The sequence below is a fragment of the Zwartia vadi genome (assembly GCF_030410375.1).
Classification (GTDB): domain Bacteria; phylum Pseudomonadota; class Gammaproteobacteria; order Burkholderiales; family Burkholderiaceae_B; genus Zwartia; species Zwartia vadi.
Map to the genome: position 1 here is coordinate 172,797 of NZ_JAUHHE010000002.1, position 14,903 is coordinate 187,699.

Annotated in this window: 13 protein-coding genes; 8 read left to right on the plus strand and 5 right to left on the minus strand. The window is 50.6% G+C overall.

The window, feature by feature from the left end; all coding sequences use genetic code 11:
• The gene (locus QWY27_RS02480) at nt 1-756 is read left to right on the plus strand and encodes an SDR family oxidoreductase (protein WP_290194392.1); all 756 of its coding nucleotides are present in this window, start codon (nt 1-3) and stop codon (nt 754-756) included.
• 48 nt (nt 757-804) lie between these two features.
• Here QWY27_RS02480 and QWY27_RS02485 read toward each other — a convergent pair whose 3' ends face one another.
• Both QWY27_RS02485 and ggt read right to left on the minus strand, forming a co-directional pair.
• A complete protein-coding gene (locus QWY27_RS02485) occupies nt 805-1,740 on the minus strand; it encodes a YicC/YloC family endoribonuclease (protein ID WP_290194394.1) in 936 nt (311 codons plus the stop codon).
• Nucleotides 1,737-3,581 carry a gamma-glutamyltransferase gene (ggt, locus tag QWY27_RS02490; protein WP_435433437.1) on the minus strand — a complete coding sequence of 615 codons (1,845 nt, stop codon included), beginning with the start codon at nt 3,579-3,581 and terminating at the stop codon, nt 1,737-1,739. The genes QWY27_RS02485 and ggt overlap by 4 nt, the downstream gene beginning before the upstream one ends.
• Nucleotides 3,582-3,623: 42 nt before the next feature.
• Here ggt and rph point away from each other — a divergent pair, with 42 nt between their 5' ends.
• The gene (gene rph, locus QWY27_RS02495) at nt 3,624-4,364 is read left to right on the plus strand and encodes a ribonuclease PH (protein ID WP_290194398.1); all 741 of its coding nucleotides are present in this window, start codon (nt 3,624-3,626) and stop codon (nt 4,362-4,364) included.
• Between the two features lie 17 nt (nt 4,365-4,381).
• On the opposite strand, the gene QWY27_RS02500 is transcribed toward rph, so the two are convergent.
• Genes QWY27_RS02500 through QWY27_RS02510 form a run of 3 tightly spaced genes read right to left on the minus strand, consistent with a single transcriptional unit; the run spans nt 4,382 to nt 7,747 of the window.
• Nucleotides 4,382-5,134, minus strand: coding sequence for a glucose 1-dehydrogenase (locus tag QWY27_RS02500; RefSeq protein ID WP_290194401.1), 753 nt, complete (start codon nt 5,132-5,134; stop codon nt 4,382-4,384).
• Between the two features lie 49 nt (nt 5,135-5,183).
• Complete coding sequence (locus QWY27_RS02505; protein ID WP_290194403.1) at nt 5,184-6,575, minus strand: MmgE/PrpD family protein; 1,392 nt, start codon at nt 6,573-6,575, stop codon at nt 5,184-5,186.
• Between the two features lie 11 nt (nt 6,576-6,586).
• Complete coding sequence (locus QWY27_RS02510) at nt 6,587-7,747, minus strand: acyl-CoA dehydrogenase family protein (protein WP_290194404.1); 1,161 nt, start codon at nt 7,745-7,747, stop codon at nt 6,587-6,589.
• A gap of 116 nt (nt 7,748-7,863) precedes the next feature.
• On the opposite strand from QWY27_RS02510, the gene QWY27_RS02515 reads away from it, so the two are divergent.
• The 6 genes from QWY27_RS02515 to ntrC all read left to right on the plus strand — a co-directional run bounded on the left by QWY27_RS02515 (nt 7,864) and on the right by ntrC (nt 14,877).
• Entirely contained in the window at nt 7,864-8,769 is a 906-nt protein-coding gene (locus QWY27_RS02515) for a LysR family transcriptional regulator (protein WP_290194406.1), read from the plus strand.
• Nucleotides 8,770-8,821: 52 nt separating this feature from the next.
• On the plus strand, nt 8,822-9,436 hold the full coding sequence (gene rdgB, locus QWY27_RS02520; RefSeq protein WP_290194408.1) for an RdgB/HAM1 family non-canonical purine NTP pyrophosphatase: 615 nt from the start codon (nt 8,822-8,824) through the stop codon (nt 9,434-9,436).
• Nucleotides 9,433-10,686: a radical SAM family heme chaperone HemW gene (hemW, locus tag QWY27_RS02525; protein WP_290194410.1), complete on the plus strand. Its 1,254-nt coding sequence runs from the start codon at nt 9,433-9,435 to the stop codon at nt 10,684-10,686. Before rdgB ends, hemW begins: the two co-directional genes overlap by 4 nt.
• Nucleotides 10,687-10,893: 207 nt before the next feature.
• Nucleotides 10,894-12,306 (plus strand): type I glutamate--ammonia ligase, encoded by a 1,413-nt coding sequence (gene glnA / locus QWY27_RS02530; RefSeq protein WP_290194411.1) that lies wholly within the window; start codon nt 10,894-10,896, stop codon nt 12,304-12,306.
• A 43-nt stretch (nt 12,307-12,349) separates the two neighbouring features.
• Nucleotides 12,350-13,402 (plus strand): nitrogen regulation protein NR(II), encoded by a 1,053-nt coding sequence (glnL, locus tag QWY27_RS02535; protein ID WP_290194414.1) that lies wholly within the window; start codon nt 12,350-12,352, stop codon nt 13,400-13,402.
• Entirely contained in the window at nt 13,399-14,877 is a 1,479-nt protein-coding gene (ntrC, locus tag QWY27_RS02540; protein ID WP_290194416.1) for a nitrogen regulation protein NR(I), read from the plus strand. Before glnL ends, ntrC begins: the two co-directional genes overlap by 4 nt.
• The last annotated feature ends 26 nt before the right edge of the window (nt 14,878-14,903 follow it).

Consider the following 14,903-nt stretch of genomic DNA (forward strand, 5'->3'; position numbering starts at 1 on the left):
ATGTCTGATGTGAAGATTGCGGTCATTACAGGAGCAGGTTCCGGCATTGGGCGCGCGGTCGCGATTCATTTAGCTGCGGCGGGTTATCAAGTTGCGTTGGCCGGACGTCGTCTCGATGCGCTTGAGGAAACTAAAAAAGAGGGCGGCGCGCTTGCTACAAATCTACACCCTATTGTGACCGATGTGAGTGATGAAGCTTCTGTCAATGCGCTGTTTGCAGAGGTTGTCCGTCGCTGGGGACGTCTGGATGTTTTGTTTAATAATGCCGGGCGTGGTGGTCCCCCGGTGCCAATCGAGGATCTTCCCGTTGATATCTGGAAAGATATTGTCAACATCAATTTGACGGGCATGTTTCTTTGCGCGCAGGCTGCCATTCGCATCATGAAGTCGCAAAATCCTCAAGGCGGCCGCATCATCAATAATGGCTCCATTTCAGCGCATGCTCCGCGCCCTTTTTCGATCGGCTATACCGCAACCAAACACGCAGTCACTGGGCTGACAAAGTCCATCTCTCTTGATACTCGGGCCTATCGAATAGCTTGCAGTCAGATCGATATTGGAAACGCAGCGACTCCCATGACCGAACGTATGACAAAGGGTGTTCCTCAGCCGGATGGATCCACGCGTGTCGAACCTCGCATGGATGTCAATCATGTTGCGCAGACAATTACGCAGATGGTGAGTTTTCCACTCGAGACTAATGTTCAGTTTGTCACCATCATGGCGACAACCATGCCTTTTGTTGGCAGAGGCTAAGACGTGAAGGAGCACTGGTATTGATTGAGTAACCATCGTCATGATGGATTACTCAATATTCATTGCCTGTTCTTTCATTTGTTCGATCAAGAGTTTTAGATCAATCGCAGCCTTGGACATCTCCAGGCTGCCAGCTTTGGAACCTAGTGTATTGGCTTCGCGGTTCATCTCTTGAAACAAGAAATCGAGTCTTTTGCCAGCACTGCCACGCGCGGTTGTGTTTTTTTGATTGAGGTTTGTTTCAGGTACGTCCTGCAGCAAGAACTCAAGCTCGCTCAGATGTGACTTCAATCGGGTTAGCTCTTCTGCCACATCGATTCGCAACGCAAACAAACTGGATTCGCTGGCAAGTCGTTCGGAAAGTTCAGGTCCGGAGATATGGGTAAAGCCATTAGGAAATGCGTTTTGAATCGTTTCACGCAGCTTTTGTGCCAATCTTTCTTTTTGATTAGCGAGTAACAAGGGCATTTGTTTTTCTACTGCAACCGCCACCTCACTAATTTGGGCAGCAATCGAGAGCATTGCTCGTCCAAGCCGTTGGCCTTCGCGCTTTCTTCCGGCAACCAGTTCCGATAGGGCCTTGTCAAAAGCCTGCATACAGGCCGACATCCAACGCTCGGGGTCTACTTGGGGGTGCATTGAGCTGGTCCAATTTAGTAAATCAGCGAGGCTGGGCGAGGCAGTTTCAGGCAAAATCCCACGGATGCGATCTAGTTGAGCGGCTACCTTTTTCAAGTCTTCATCAGTGATCTCTGTGTCCCCCGCTGTTTGCGTACGGTTGAAATGCGCACGCACTTCAATTTTCCCGCGGGACAATTCAGCAATGAGTCGCTCTTTGATTGGTTGTTCAGCCAAACGTAGTTCATCAGGCAACCTAAACTGCACGTCCAGAAAACGACTATTGACCGATCTAAGTTCAACGCTGACAGAGCCAAAGTCTTGTTCACATTTTCCGCTGCCAAAGGCAGTCATACTTTTAATCATTGCTGTCTCTCTATGCCGATTGCGGCGCCATCGGGGTTGCGTGGATCAGATGCGCCAAATAAGACACCTTGATGAGCTTGCACGGTTTGTACACGTCCCATCGTAGGCATGATACGTACATCATGGCCTTTTGCCTTCAGTAGTCGGATGGTATCGGGACTAATGCCTTGCTCAATGCGCAGATAATCAGGTAGCCATTGATGATGGACTCTTGGCATTGACATAGCCTCAGCGATATTCATTTTAAAGTCTATAGTATTGATAACAGTTTGCAAGACTGTTGTGATGATTCTCGCTCCGCCGGGCGTCCCTGTTGCCAGCCAGGGTTGGCCATCTTTAAAAATAATGACTGGTGTCATCGAACTGAGCGGTCTCTTTCCAGGCTCGATCGAATTTGCATCGCCACCCAGCAAACCAAAAGCATTGGGTGCGCCTGGCTTGGCGGAAAAGTCGTCCATTTCGTTATTGAGCAAAACACCCGTGCCACGTGCGACGATCCCAGAACCAAAATTCAAGTTCAGTGTATAGGTGCAGCTCACAACATTGCCCTGCGCATCCATGACAGAGAAATGAGTTGTTTGATCGCTTTCAAAATCTTTTGGTCGTCCCGCAAGAACGTGTTTGCTGGAGGTGGCCTGATCACGTTTGATCATTTTGACCAATTCTTTCGCATAGGCTTTAGAGGTCAAGCCGCGCTGAGGAACAACTGTGAAGTCCGGATCTCCTAAAAACTCTGCGCGGTCTGCATAGGCTAATCTGGCGCTTTCCGCAATGAGATGGATGGATTGTGCGCTCGCTGCCCCATATTCTGACAGAGGAAAGTGCTCGAGAATATTCAGCATCTGTATGAGATGTACGCCACCTGAACTTGGGGCGGGCATGGACACAATCTCGAAGCCTCGATAGTTGCCCTTGACAGGTTGACGCACGGCAATTTTATAGTTCGCCAGATCCTCTCGCGTCATCGGTCGCGAAGACGTTGTGAGTGTTTCCACAATGCTTTGTGCAACAAAACCCTTGTAAAAACCTTCTGCGCCATGCTGTGCGATCAGTCTAATGGTTCGTCCAAGATCGGGCTGAAGCAGTCGTTCTCCTGCAGCATACGTCTGGAGATTGACAGATGGACAGTGCGCCAATAAACATTCAGGCGAATCTGGTTTGCGTTTGAAAAAGACTTCTCGCGTTGAGGGCCATCGTTCAAGGTGGGGTCTTTGCAAACTGAATTGCTGCGCGAGCACGGGGCTCACGATAAAACCTTCCTCTGCGAGTTTGATCGCAGGTGCGACCAGTTTTTCTAGAGGCAAACTGCCATGGGTGCGTGCTGCATAGGTGAGCCCGGCGACTGTTCCTGGCACGGCAACGGAGTAGGGTGTACGTGTAGATTTACCCGCAATCACCTGACCTTGTTGATCCAGAAACATATCTCGTTTTGCTGCGGAAGGGGCTGTTTCTCGAAAATCAAGTGCTTGCGTCTCCCCGTTTTTTGCGCTTCTGATCAGCATAAATCCACCACCACCCAGATTGCCTGCGTTGGGCAGTACAACGGCAAGCGCAAATCCAACGGCGACTGCCGCATCAACCGCATTTCCCCCTTGCCTGAGGATTTCGACCCCCACTTCGGTCGCGAGTCTTTGCTCGGTGGCGACCATGCCGCCCGATGCCCTGACGGGATGAAAGATTTCCAAACTGTTGTCATAGCGCGTGACGGCAACATTTTCACTTTGCGCGCGTACTTGAGAGGAGAAAATCAGACTGCAGGCGAGGAGGGGCGCTAGCAAGACACCGACAGGTCTGCTGCGTATACTGTGAGGCGGATGCTTCGAGCTTGGTTCTGGTTGCATCATGTCTTATTCTATGATTTTCAATGTATGTGAGAGCACAACGTGTCAAATACTAGCACTAGCCAAGGTCGACCTTCAGGCAGAAAACTCGATGAGCTTCGTACTGTCAATGTTCAGAGAAACTTTACCCGTTATGCGGAAGGTTCAGTGTTGTTCTGCATGGGCGAAACGCAGGTGCTCTGTACGGCAAGCGTACTCGAAAAAGTACCACCTTTCCTGAAGGGAAAAGGTCAAGGATGGGTGACTGCCGAGTACGGCATGTTGCCCCGTGCGACGCATACGCGCTCTGATCGCGAGGCTGCAAAAGGAAAACAATCTGGGCGCACTCAGGAGATTCAGCGTTTGATCGGTAGAAGTTTACGAGCGGTCATGGACATGGAAGCCTTAGGCGAGCGAACCATCCAGGTTGATTGTGATGTCTTGCAAGCTGACGGTGGGACGCGATGCGCAAGTATCACTGGCTCCTGGATCGCAGTCGCGGATGCAGTGGATTGTTTGCTTGCGCAGGGCGTGATTGCGAAAAGTCCTATTAAAGACTCTGTCGCTGCGATTTCTGTAGGCATGGTCAATGGGCAGCCTACTCTGGATTTGGACTATCCCGAGGACTCGGGTTGCGACGCAGACATGAATGTCGTGATGACGGGCGCAGGCCGCTATGTGGAGATTCAAGGCACTGCCGAGGGCCATGCGTTTGATCGTGGTGAACTCAATTCACTGTTGAGTCTGGCAGAGCAGGGTATCCAAGCGCTCAAAGAAAAGCAGAAGTTCGCGCGCACGCGTTAGATATATGAGTGAGCGGGTTAAACCGTTCTGCCGCCGTCTACAGGTAGTTCGACACCCGTCAAAAAAGAGGCCTCTTCTGACGCCAGAAAGACCGCAGCTTGGGCGATATCTTTTGGGACGCTCAAGCGCCCCATGGGTATGGTTGCAATAAAGCGTGCACGATTTTCCGGGGTATCTGGTACGCCCATAAAATCGCCAAGCATGCCCGTGTCACCCATGACTGGGCAAATGACATTTACCCGAATATTGTCGCTGGCCAGCTCAACGGCCAAAGATTTAGAGAGCAAATTCGCCGCGCCTTTCGAGGCGTTGTACCAAGTCAGGCCAGGTCGAGGGCGCATACCTGCAGTGGATCCTATGTTGATGATGCAACCTGATTTTTTCAGTCGCATTTCGGGCACGACTGCATTGATCATGTGATAGATGGCTTTAACATTCACATCAAAGCAACGATCGTAGGTCGCCTCATCAACATCCAGAAAGGGCTGATTTTTATGGGTAAAACCAGCATTATTGACGACGATATCGATTGTGCCGAAATGGTCGCGAGCAGCTTGAACAGCGTGATCAATATCTGTCCGATGACTCACATCACACTTTACAGCCACGGCTGCATTCCCAATATCGGCAGCGACTATTTGAGCCCCAGCTTCATTTAGGTCGGCAAGCACAATCCGAGCCCCTTCGCGCGCATAGGTGCGCGCGATCTCAGCGCCGAAACCACTTGCCGCTCCCGTGACGATTGCAACCTTGTTTTTGAGACGCATCATTTTGATCGATACTCTTTTTATCTGCAAAGCGTTTGAGAGGCTTCGAATATCAAGCGGCGGCTAACAATTGCCCCAACTTTGACTGTTTGCTGATTTCCCAAACAGTCTGAGTCAGTTTTTTAACTTGAGCTTCAGTCGCCGCACCTTGGTAGGTACCGAGTCGTAAGGTTTTCTCTTCGATTTCAGGACGAGAGAGGGTGTTGCCAGGATCGCCTTTTGGCTCGTCGACTCGGCCGGTTAATGTACGCCCATCGACAGTCTTGACTGTCACCTTGCCGATCCAGCGTTGTGGATATGCTGTATCCACTTCTTCATCTAGTTCCATGGTGACCTTGTCACGGAACGCTGCAACAGCCCCATCCTTCAGGGCTTGATCAAATCCGGCCAGATCGGCGGAGTTACGCAAGGCAATCAGTGCCAGAACAGTTCCCATAGAGAACTTCGACTGGTGCACTGTCTGTGGATCCGTGACGGGACCGAGCACATCGATCGCACCTTGATGAACATGGGTCACAACCGAGGCGATGTCGCTGGCCTTCAGACCGTGTACTTTGATGGCGTGTTGCAAAGCATCGGCCGCAGGATGTGTATGCCGGCAAGATGCGTGATATTTGAACGAGGTTTCGGCGAGGGCCCACCGTGTGCCTAAACGATCTGTCAAGCGGGCTGGATCTGCGTCTGTCGACATGCCAGCGGCCATACCTTGCACACCCTCAAGAATGCGACGCGCGCCAGTGAAGCCGTCTTGGGCTAAATATGCAGCAGTCAAGCCGGCGGAGGCGGCATGAGCGGTGTGGAGTTGTTTGGAATCTGCTGCGTCGCGCAAAAATTCCCATAGTCCAGAAGCTGTCGTGCCGGCTGAACCAATTGCGTGCAGCATCTGCTCCGGGTTGAGTTTTAGCAAGCGCCCAACGGTGACTGCCGATGCGACCGTACCGGCAGTGCCAGTGGTGTGAAAAATCTTATAGTGAGATCGTCCCAGAAATTCACCCACGCGAATACCGACTTCGTAGCCTGCCACTGAAGCTGTGATGAACTCTTCGCCCGATGCGCCGATTGCTTGCGCCACGGCCAGTGCAGGGGGAAATACCACGGCAGCAGGGTGAAAAACTGAGCCATTATGCACATCATCTTGTTCGACTACATGGGCTGCGGCTGCATTGACCATCGCGGCAAACACTGGTGAGGTTAGTCGTCTATTGACGAAATCCTCCGACTTGCCATCAGCTGGACCCATCAGTTCAGCATATTTCGCCACAGACTTGACTGCGCGCGCAGTCGATCCTGCCAGAATGGAGGCGAGCGTATCGAGAAACAAGTCCTCACAGCGCATCCGCACTGACTCAGGAATGTCCGAGTACTTGAGCTCGGAGGAAAACTTGGCCAATTCAGCGCTTGGGTGTAGAACAGTTGCACCAGCAGGTGAGCGCGCAGCAGTCATTGCAATCTCCTTTAGAAGGAACGTGGGAGACCGAGAATATGTTCGGCCACGTAAGACAAAATCAGGTTAGTCGAAATTGGCGCAACCTGATAGAGGCGTGTTTCGCGGAACTTACGCTCTACGTCGTATTCGCAAGCGAAACCAAAGCCACCATGAAATTGTAAACAAGCATTTGCAGCTTCCCAGGATGCATCAGCAGCCAGAAGTTTTGCCATGTTTGCTTGCGCGCCGCAAGGCTGGTTGGCGTCAAATAGTCGACAGGCTTCGTAACGCATCAGACTCGCGGCCTCAACGTTAATGTGTGCCCGGGCAATTGGGAACTGAACGCCTTGATTTTGACCGATCGGGCGTCCAAAAACGATACGGTCTTTAACATAGGCCGTGACGCGATCAACAAACCAATATCCGTCTCCGATACATTCTGCAGCGATCAAGGCACGCTCTGCGTTCAATCCGTCCAGAATATATTTAAAACCTTTGCCTTCTTCACCAATCAAGTTTTCCGCAGGAATTTCCAGATTGTCAAAGAACAGTTCGTTCGTTTCGTGATTCACCATGTTCAGGATGGGGCGTACGGTCAGCCCTTTGCCAATCGCATCGCGCAGATCCACGATGAAAATCGACATTCCTTCAGATTTTTTAGTAACCTGTTCGATAGGAGTGGTTCGGGCAAGCAGAATCATCAAGTCCGAGTGCTGGATACGAGAAATCCATACTTTTTGACCGTTGATAACATAGCGATCGCCTTTGCGAACGGCTGTTGTTTTGATTTTGGTGGTGTCCGTACCTGTCGTAGGCTCGGTTACCCCCATTGACTGCAGGCGCAACTCTCCAGCTGCGATCTTAGGTAAATAAAGATTCTTTTGTGCAGTCGAACCATGGCGCAACAAAGTGCCCATGTTGTACATTTGACCGTGACAGGCGCCGGAGTTTCCACCGCAGCGATTGATTTCTTCCATAATGACGGAGGCCTCTGTTAAGCCCAGCCCAGATCCGCCGTACTCTTGTGGAATGAGTGCGGCCATCCAGCCGGCTTGAGTCAGCGCTTGAACGAATTCTTCGGGATAGCCTCTGACTTCATCAACTTTGCGAAAATACTCATCGGGAAATTGTTTACAGAGATCCCTAATTGCGTCACGGATATCCTGATACTGATCAACGGTGGAGTTCATGATTGTCATATGATGGCAAGTGTTAAGTAGCCGCTAATGTGCCCCATGGCGCCAGACTTGACTATTGACGTTTGCTTAACACGGACTTTTTCATTTATTAAGAGACAAACTGCTCTATGGCAAATCATTTTGACCTCACGGATTTGCAGTTGATCGTCAATATAGGCGATGCCAGCAGCCTGACCCGTGGTGCTGAAAAGTCCCACTTGTCGCTTCCCGCCGCGAGCAATCGTGTAAAAAACCTGGAAGACCACTTTGGCACTAGGCTTTTTCATAGAAATAGCCAAGGTGTAACCTTGACGCCCTCAGGCGAGGCTTTTTTGAGGCATGCCAGACTCGTGTTGCGGCAAATCGATCATTTGCGTGGGGATATCCATGAATATGCCCGGGGTATCAAGGGCCAGGTCCGTATGTTGGCCAATACAACGGCGATGACGGAGTTTATGCCTGCTGTACTTAGTCGTTTTTTGGCTTCGCATCCAGATGTCACCGTTGAATTGCGCGAGCGCTTGAGCTATCTCGTGATTAAGGCTGTATCGGAAGGTTCCGCCGATATAGGAATCGTGGCTGGTAAACCAGCATCATCAGAGCTTGAGTATTTGCCCTACAGGGAAGATAGGCTGGTTTTGGTGACCCCGAGTGCTCACGCTTTGAGCGATCTGGCTGAGGTAGCCTTTTCTGACACGTTAGCCTACGAGTATGTCGGCTTGTCTGAGTGGAGCGCCATTCATGCATTCTTGATTCAAGCTGCGGACAAGCTTGGCTACCCATTTCGTTTTCGTGTCGAGGTTGGGAGCTTTGAAGCGGTCTGCAGAATGATTGAGGCAGGTGTAGGGATCGGTATTGTTCCTGAATTGGTTGCAAAACGTTATTCCCAGCGCCTCAACATCAAAATTGTCCGCTTATCGGATGAATGGTCGGAAAGAAAGCTTCAGATTTGTGTGCGCAATCTCCAGCAACTGCCAAGCTTTACCAAAGATTTGGTCAATATGCTCATTGAGGATGTCCCTGTCGTCAGATAGGCGTTCAATTTGAAAAACCATACTCTTTCTCTTTTTATTGAACATCCCCAACATGTTGACATCCATTGTTTTGGCGTCAGGCAATACTGGCAAGATCAAAGAGTTCAGGGCGTTACTCGAACCGCTTGGATTAAAGATCATCCCACAGGGCGAATTGGGCATTGGTGACGCACCCGAGCCATACCTGACTTTTGTTGAAAATGCGCTGACTAAGGCTCGCCATGCGAGCGCGCTTTCTGGCTTGCCTGCTATCGCAGATGACTCGGGCCTCTGTGTCAAAGTATTGGACGGAGCGCCCGGTGTCTTATCCGCCCGCTATGCTCTAAATGACCAGGGTGAACGCTCAGATGTCGCGAACAATCAAAAGCTAGTGAGCAAACTTAAGCACGAGTCTGATCGCAGTGCGTGGTATGTGGCTGTGCTGGTGTTTGTGCTGCATCCCGAAGATCCACAGCCCTTAATTGCAGAGGCAAACTGGCACGGCGAAATTGTTGATAAGCCAAGTGGTGCAAATGGTTTTGGTTATGACCCACATTTTTTCATTCCTGAGTATGGGTGCACAGTTGCTTCGCTCGATCCCGTACTCAAAAACAAGGTGAGTCATCGTGGCCAGGCGATGCAGATATTATTGAACAAAATGCGCGAAAGAGGTCTTGCTTCTTCATGACACGAATCATTCCCATTCGTTCTGATAGCTGGATACCCAGCGCTGGGTCGGGTCATTCAGGGGTTTCTGCTGATTCCACTTCGCGAATAAGGCAGCCTAACCAGTTGCTTCAGACGCTTCCACCTCTCTCCATATATATCCATGTGCCTTGGTGCATTCGCAAATGTCCCTACTGCGACTTCAATTCTCATGAGACATCGGGCGATATTCCTGAAGAGAGATATTTGAACGCTCTGCAGGCAGATATTGAACAGGCATTGCCAGATGTGTGGGGCCGTCAGGTTCATACGGTTTTTATTGGTGGAGGCACGCCTAGCTTGCTTTCGGCAAATGCGGTTGACCGTCTCATGGCGATGCTCAGAGCGCACTTTAATCTCTGGCCTGATGCCGAGATTACCCTTGAGGCAAACCCTGGTGCGGCTGAGGCTTCCCGGTTCAAGTCATACGCAGAAAGTGGCATCAACAGAATATCTCTGGGTATTCAAACCTTTGATGATTTGCTTCTAAAGAAGCTAGGTCGAGTGCACGATGGTCTGCAAGCTCGCCGAGCGATTGAAATGGCCATCGCAGCAGTCGGTCGGGTCAATCTTGATCTAATGTTTGCTCTGCCTGGTCAAAGCTTTAATGCCTGTATGGATGATGCCCGCGAGGCTCTATCTTTTGGTACAGAGCACCTTTCTATTTATCAGTTGACCCTTGAGCCCAATACTGTTTTTGCTAAATTCCCTCCTCAATTGCCTCCTGAGGATTTGGCTGTCGAGATGGAGGAGGGGATCGAGTCGTTGCTTGGGTCTTCTGGGTTTGAGCGCTATGAGGTCTCTGCTTTTGCCCGGCCTGGCGCGCGCGCGCGCCACAATGTGAATTACTGGCAGTTTGGTGATTATTTGGGTTTGGGCCCCGGTGCCCATGGGAAAATATCGTTTCCCGATCGTATTATTCGTGAAGTCCGTTTGCGTAGTCCCGAAAGCTGGATGCAAGCCTGCGTAGAGCGCACGGGTGTCCAACTTGCGGAAAAAAGAGAGGTTTCCCGCGAAGAATTGCCTTTTGAGTTCATGTTGAATGCCTTACGCTTGCGCGAGGGCGTTTCGCTTGATCTTTTTTATGAGCGCACCGGTTTGCGCTACGCGGATATTGAAAAAAATCTTGCGTTGGCAAGACAAAAGAAACTTCTGACTGAAGATCCCTCTAGGTTGAAAGCGACGGAGATGGGGTGGCGATTTTTAAACGAGTTACAAAGTATTTTTTTGTAAACATTTGTCTGTCTTCACCCATTTTCACCATAGTGGTGCATATTAACGTGCAAATGCACTAAACTAGTGCTAATTTGTGCGCTCATTCGGGGCGCGCACTGGGAAAAGTGTCTGGCACACTTTTTGCTTTATCCAAAGCATGCAGAAATAGAAGTCTGCCAAATCATTTAAGTGCAATTTCCTCACATTTTAAAGCGGAGTCAAATAATGAGCACCCCTCAAGACGTTCTTAAAAAGATTGCTGAAAACGAAGTCAAGTTTGTAGATTTCCGTTTTACAGACACCCTGGGCAAAGAACAGCACGTCTCCGTGCCAGTCAGCCAGATGAGTGAGGATAAGTTTAACGATGGTCACGCCTTTGATGGTTCTTCCATTGCTGGCTGGAAAGGTATCGAAGCCTCAGACATGTTGTTGATGCCAGATCCATCGACTGCTCACATGGATCCTTTCCGTGAAGAGTCCACGATGATCATCACATGTGACGTTCTTGAACCAACTGATATGAAAGGTTACGAGCGTGATCCTCGCTCTTTGGCCAAGCGTGCGGAAGCCTATCTGAAGTCAAGTGGTTTGGGTGACACTGCGTTCTTTGGTCCCGAGCCTGAGTTTTTTGTCTTTGACGGTGTCACCTGGGGTGATGACATGTCCGGATGCCATGTCAAGATCAAATCTGATGAGGGTTTCTGGTCATCAAATACCGATAATGAAGGCGGCAACCTTGCGCATCGTCCGCGCGTGAAAGGTGGTTATTTTCCAGTTCCTCCAGTTGATTCAATGCAGGACATGCGTTCGGAGATGTGCATTTTGCTCGAGGAAGCTGGCATCCCAGTTGAAGTGCATCACCACGAAGTCGCTGGTGCCGGACAGCTCGAAATCGGTACTAAGTTCAGCACACTCGTTAAGCGTGCAGACTGGAATCAGGTCATGAAATACACGATTCACAATGTTGCACACGCTTACGGTAAAACGGCAACATTTATGCCCAAGCCAATTGTTGGTGACAACGGCTCCGGCATGCATGTCCACCAGTCAATCTGGAAGGATGGTCAAAACCTGTTTGCAGGTAATGGCTATGCAGGGTTATCCGAGTTTGCGCTTTATTACATTGGCGGGATCATCAAGCACGCTCGTGCCTTGAATGCGATCACCAATCCAGGCACTAACTCCTACAAGCGTTTGGTCCCTCACTACGAAGCTCCAGTCAAGCTTGCCTACTCAGCGAGAAACCGTTCGGCCTCAATTCGTATCCCTCACGTGGCAAATCCTAAAGGCCGCCGCATTGAGGCTCGTTTCCCTGATCCGCTTGCCAACCCATACCTCGCATTCTCCGCTTTGATGATGGCTGGTTTGGATGGTGTGCAGAACAAGATTCACCCAGGCGATCCAGCTGACAAAAACTTGTATGATCTTCCACCCGAAGAGGATGCAAAGATCCCAACAGTTTGCAGCTCGCTTGAGCAAGCGCTTGAGGCATTGAATAATGACCGCGAGTTCTTGACACGCGGTGGAGTGTTCACGAATGAAATGCTCGATGCCTACGTCGAGCTGAAAATGAACGAAGTCAATCGTCTGCGTATGACTACGCACCCAGTTGAATTCGACATGTACTACAGCCTCTAATCAGCCGACGTAACTTGGGGTCGGGCCTCCCGGCCCGATACCCATGATCTCTGTTGAAGCCTTGGATCTACTCGCCACTACGGTTCTTTTGTTGAACCGTAGCGGTGAGATTGTGCAGGCTAATTCTGCTGCTGAAATGATGTTTGGAAGATCCCGGCGTCACTTGATTGGTGCGCCAGCTACACTCCTATTTGAGCAGGACAGCGCACTCGAACAGTCCATTCGTCAAGCTTGCTCTGGCGAGGTGGATGATTGTCGTCAGTTTGCTCGTACGCGACGTGGTACAGAAACAGTTGAAGTGGGCGTCACGTCTATTGCTCTCATTAACAAGCCTTGGTCCGCTCTACTGGAAATCAAGGACATTGAACAACGTGTTCTGGTCGATCGAAGCATTCGTTTAGTCGACGAGATTGAAACACAGCATGAACTTCTTCGTAACCTTGCCCATGAGGTTAAAAACCCGCTCGGCGGATTAAGAGGTGCTGCACAACTCTTGGAGTCTGAGCTGCCTGATGCTGCGTTACAAGAATACACGCGGGTCATTATTTCAGAGGCTGATCGTTTGCAGGCACTTGTTGATCGGCTTGCAGCCCCTCAGCGCATGCCAGTGCAGTGGCAACTAGTCAATATTCACGAGGTGTGTGAAAGAGTCTGCGCATTAGTGCGCGCAGAGTTTCGAGATGTTGCATTGGTTCGTGACTATGATGCCTCGATGCCTGAGTTCCGGGCTGACCCGGCCAGATTGATGCAGGCACTATTGAATGTTGTTCGTAATGCCGCTCAAGTGATGACCGGCTTGAATCCGACCGCTTCTCCGCAAATTATTCTGAAGACCAGGGTCGCTCGTCAGGTGTTATTGCGACATAAACAACACAGGATGGTTGTTGTTGTGTCTGTTATTGACAATGGTCCGGGCGTGCCTGCCAACTTGCAAGATCGTATTTTTCATCCTCTCGTAACTGGGCGCGAGGGCGGGACCGGCTTAGGCCTGAGTCTCGCTCAGGATTTTGTTCAGCAGCACGGTGGGGTGATTGAGTTTGACTCGAGGCCCGGCCATACCGAGTTTCGCCTGATGTTACCCATGGAGCCGCTATGAAACCAGTCTGGATTGTGGATGATGATCAAGCCATCCGTTGGGTGTTGGAAAAAGCGCTTAGTCGTGCAGGTATTAGTACGAGAAGTTTTGTAGGTGCTAGTGATGTGTCGGTTGCTCTTGAATCAGAGCTACCCTCGGCCCTGATTTCTGACATCCGAATGCCCGGCACAGATGGATTTACCTTGCTCAAACATGTCAAAGAAAGATATCCCGACTTGCCGGTCATTATCATGACCGCATATAGCGATCTCGATAGCACGGTCACTGCGTTTCAGGGCGGGGCGTTCGACTATTTAGCTAAACCTTTTGACATCAATGAAGCGGTTGCATTGATCCAGCGCGCCGTGCGGGAACCTTCCTCTACGGATCATGGCGATTCGGTGTCCAACGATAAAGGGGCGAAAGTAGCAAGTGCGTCTGACAAGGGGATTCTGACCCAATCCTCGTCGGTAGCGATGCAAGAAGTATTTCGTGCGATTGGTCGATTGGCGCACTCCAATGTCACCGTTTTGATTACGGGTGAGTCCGGAACGGGCAAGGAGCTTGTTGCACGGGCCTTGCATAGCCATGGCGTTCGATCAAAGGGCCCTTTTGTCGCGCTCAATACGGCTGCAATTCCGCGAGATTTGCTCGAGGCTGAGCTATTTGGTCATGAACGTGGTGCGTTCACGGGTGCCAATTCTTTACGCCGTGGCCGTTTCGAGGAGGCAAGCGGGGGCACGCTCTTTCTTGACGAAATCGGCGATATGCCTTTTGATCTTCAGACGCGTTTGCTTCGTGTGCTGTCTGATGGCACGTTCTACAGAGTGGGAGGTGCGCAACCTGTGAGTGTTGATGTGCGAATTGTTGCAGCAACCCATCAACCCCTCGAAGAACGCGTGCGCGAAGGAAAGTTTCGTGAAGACTTGTTTCATCGGCTTAATGTGATTCGCTTAAGACTTCCTCCCTTAAGGGAGCGGCGCGAAGATATTCCTGAATTGGCGAGACATTTCCTCACAGTTTGTGCGCGTGGAGTGGGTGTTCCAGTCAAGCGTATTTCTGACCAGGCGATGCAAATGCTTGCTCAATTCGACTTCCCCGGGAATGTCAGACAACTTGAAAACTTCTGTCATTGGCTGACTGTGATGGCGCCTGGTCAGACAGTCGAAGTCACAGACTTACCTGCTGAGGTACGGGCGGCTGAGCTACCTAAAATTGCATCGAGTCAAACTGATCAAGGAAATCAGCAAACCTGGCAGCAGTTACTGGCTTTGGAAGCCAACGTGCGCTTATCGCGCTCTGATCCTGAAGTTTGGTCGGCCTTGACACGGCAGTTTGAACGCACCTTGTTGAAATCTTCGCTGGAAGTCTGTCGAGGTCGCCGAGTCGAGGCTGCTGCGCGCTTGGGGATGGGGCGCAATACCATTACACGCAAACTCAGGGAATTAGGGATGGATTCTGGCTTTCCGGAGAGTTCCAATGAGACTTCTTACTAATTATTACTAATCTACGTGAATCTTTC

Bases quoted from the DNA above. Each gene is read 5' to 3' on its own strand.
- QWY27_RS02480 (WP_290194392.1), top strand. From the start codon at position 1: ATGTCTGATGTGAAGATTGCGGTCATTACAGGAGCAGGTTCCGGCATT.
- QWY27_RS02485 (WP_290194394.1), bottom strand. From the start codon at position 1,740: ATGATTAAAAGTATGACTGCCTTTGGCAGCGGAAAATGTGAACAAGAC.
- ggt (WP_435433437.1), bottom strand. From the start codon at position 3,581: ATGCAACCAGAACCAAGCTCGAAGCATCCGCCTCACAGTATACGCAGC.
- QWY27_RS02500 (WP_290194401.1), bottom strand. From the start codon at position 5,134: ATGATGCGTCTCAAAAACAAGGTTGCAATCGTCACGGGAGCGGCAAGT.
- QWY27_RS02505 (WP_290194403.1), bottom strand. From the start codon at position 6,575: ATGACTGCTGCGCGCTCACCTGCTGGTGCAACTGTTCTACACCCAAGC.
- QWY27_RS02510 (WP_290194404.1), bottom strand. From the start codon at position 7,747: ATGAACTCCACCGTTGATCAGTATCAGGATATCCGTGACGCAATTAGG.
- QWY27_RS02515 (WP_290194406.1), top strand. From the start codon at position 7,864: ATGGCAAATCATTTTGACCTCACGGATTTGCAGTTGATCGTCAATATA.
- rdgB (WP_290194408.1), top strand. From the start codon at position 8,822: ATGTTGACATCCATTGTTTTGGCGTCAGGCAATACTGGCAAGATCAAA.
- hemW (WP_290194410.1), top strand. From the start codon at position 9,433: ATGACACGAATCATTCCCATTCGTTCTGATAGCTGGATACCCAGCGCT.
- glnA (WP_290194411.1), top strand. From the start codon at position 10,894: ATGAGCACCCCTCAAGACGTTCTTAAAAAGATTGCTGAAAACGAAGTC.
- glnL (WP_290194414.1), top strand. From the start codon at position 12,350: ATGATCTCTGTTGAAGCCTTGGATCTACTCGCCACTACGGTTCTTTTG.
- ntrC (WP_290194416.1), top strand. From the start codon at position 13,399: ATGAAACCAGTCTGGATTGTGGATGATGATCAAGCCATCCGTTGGGTG.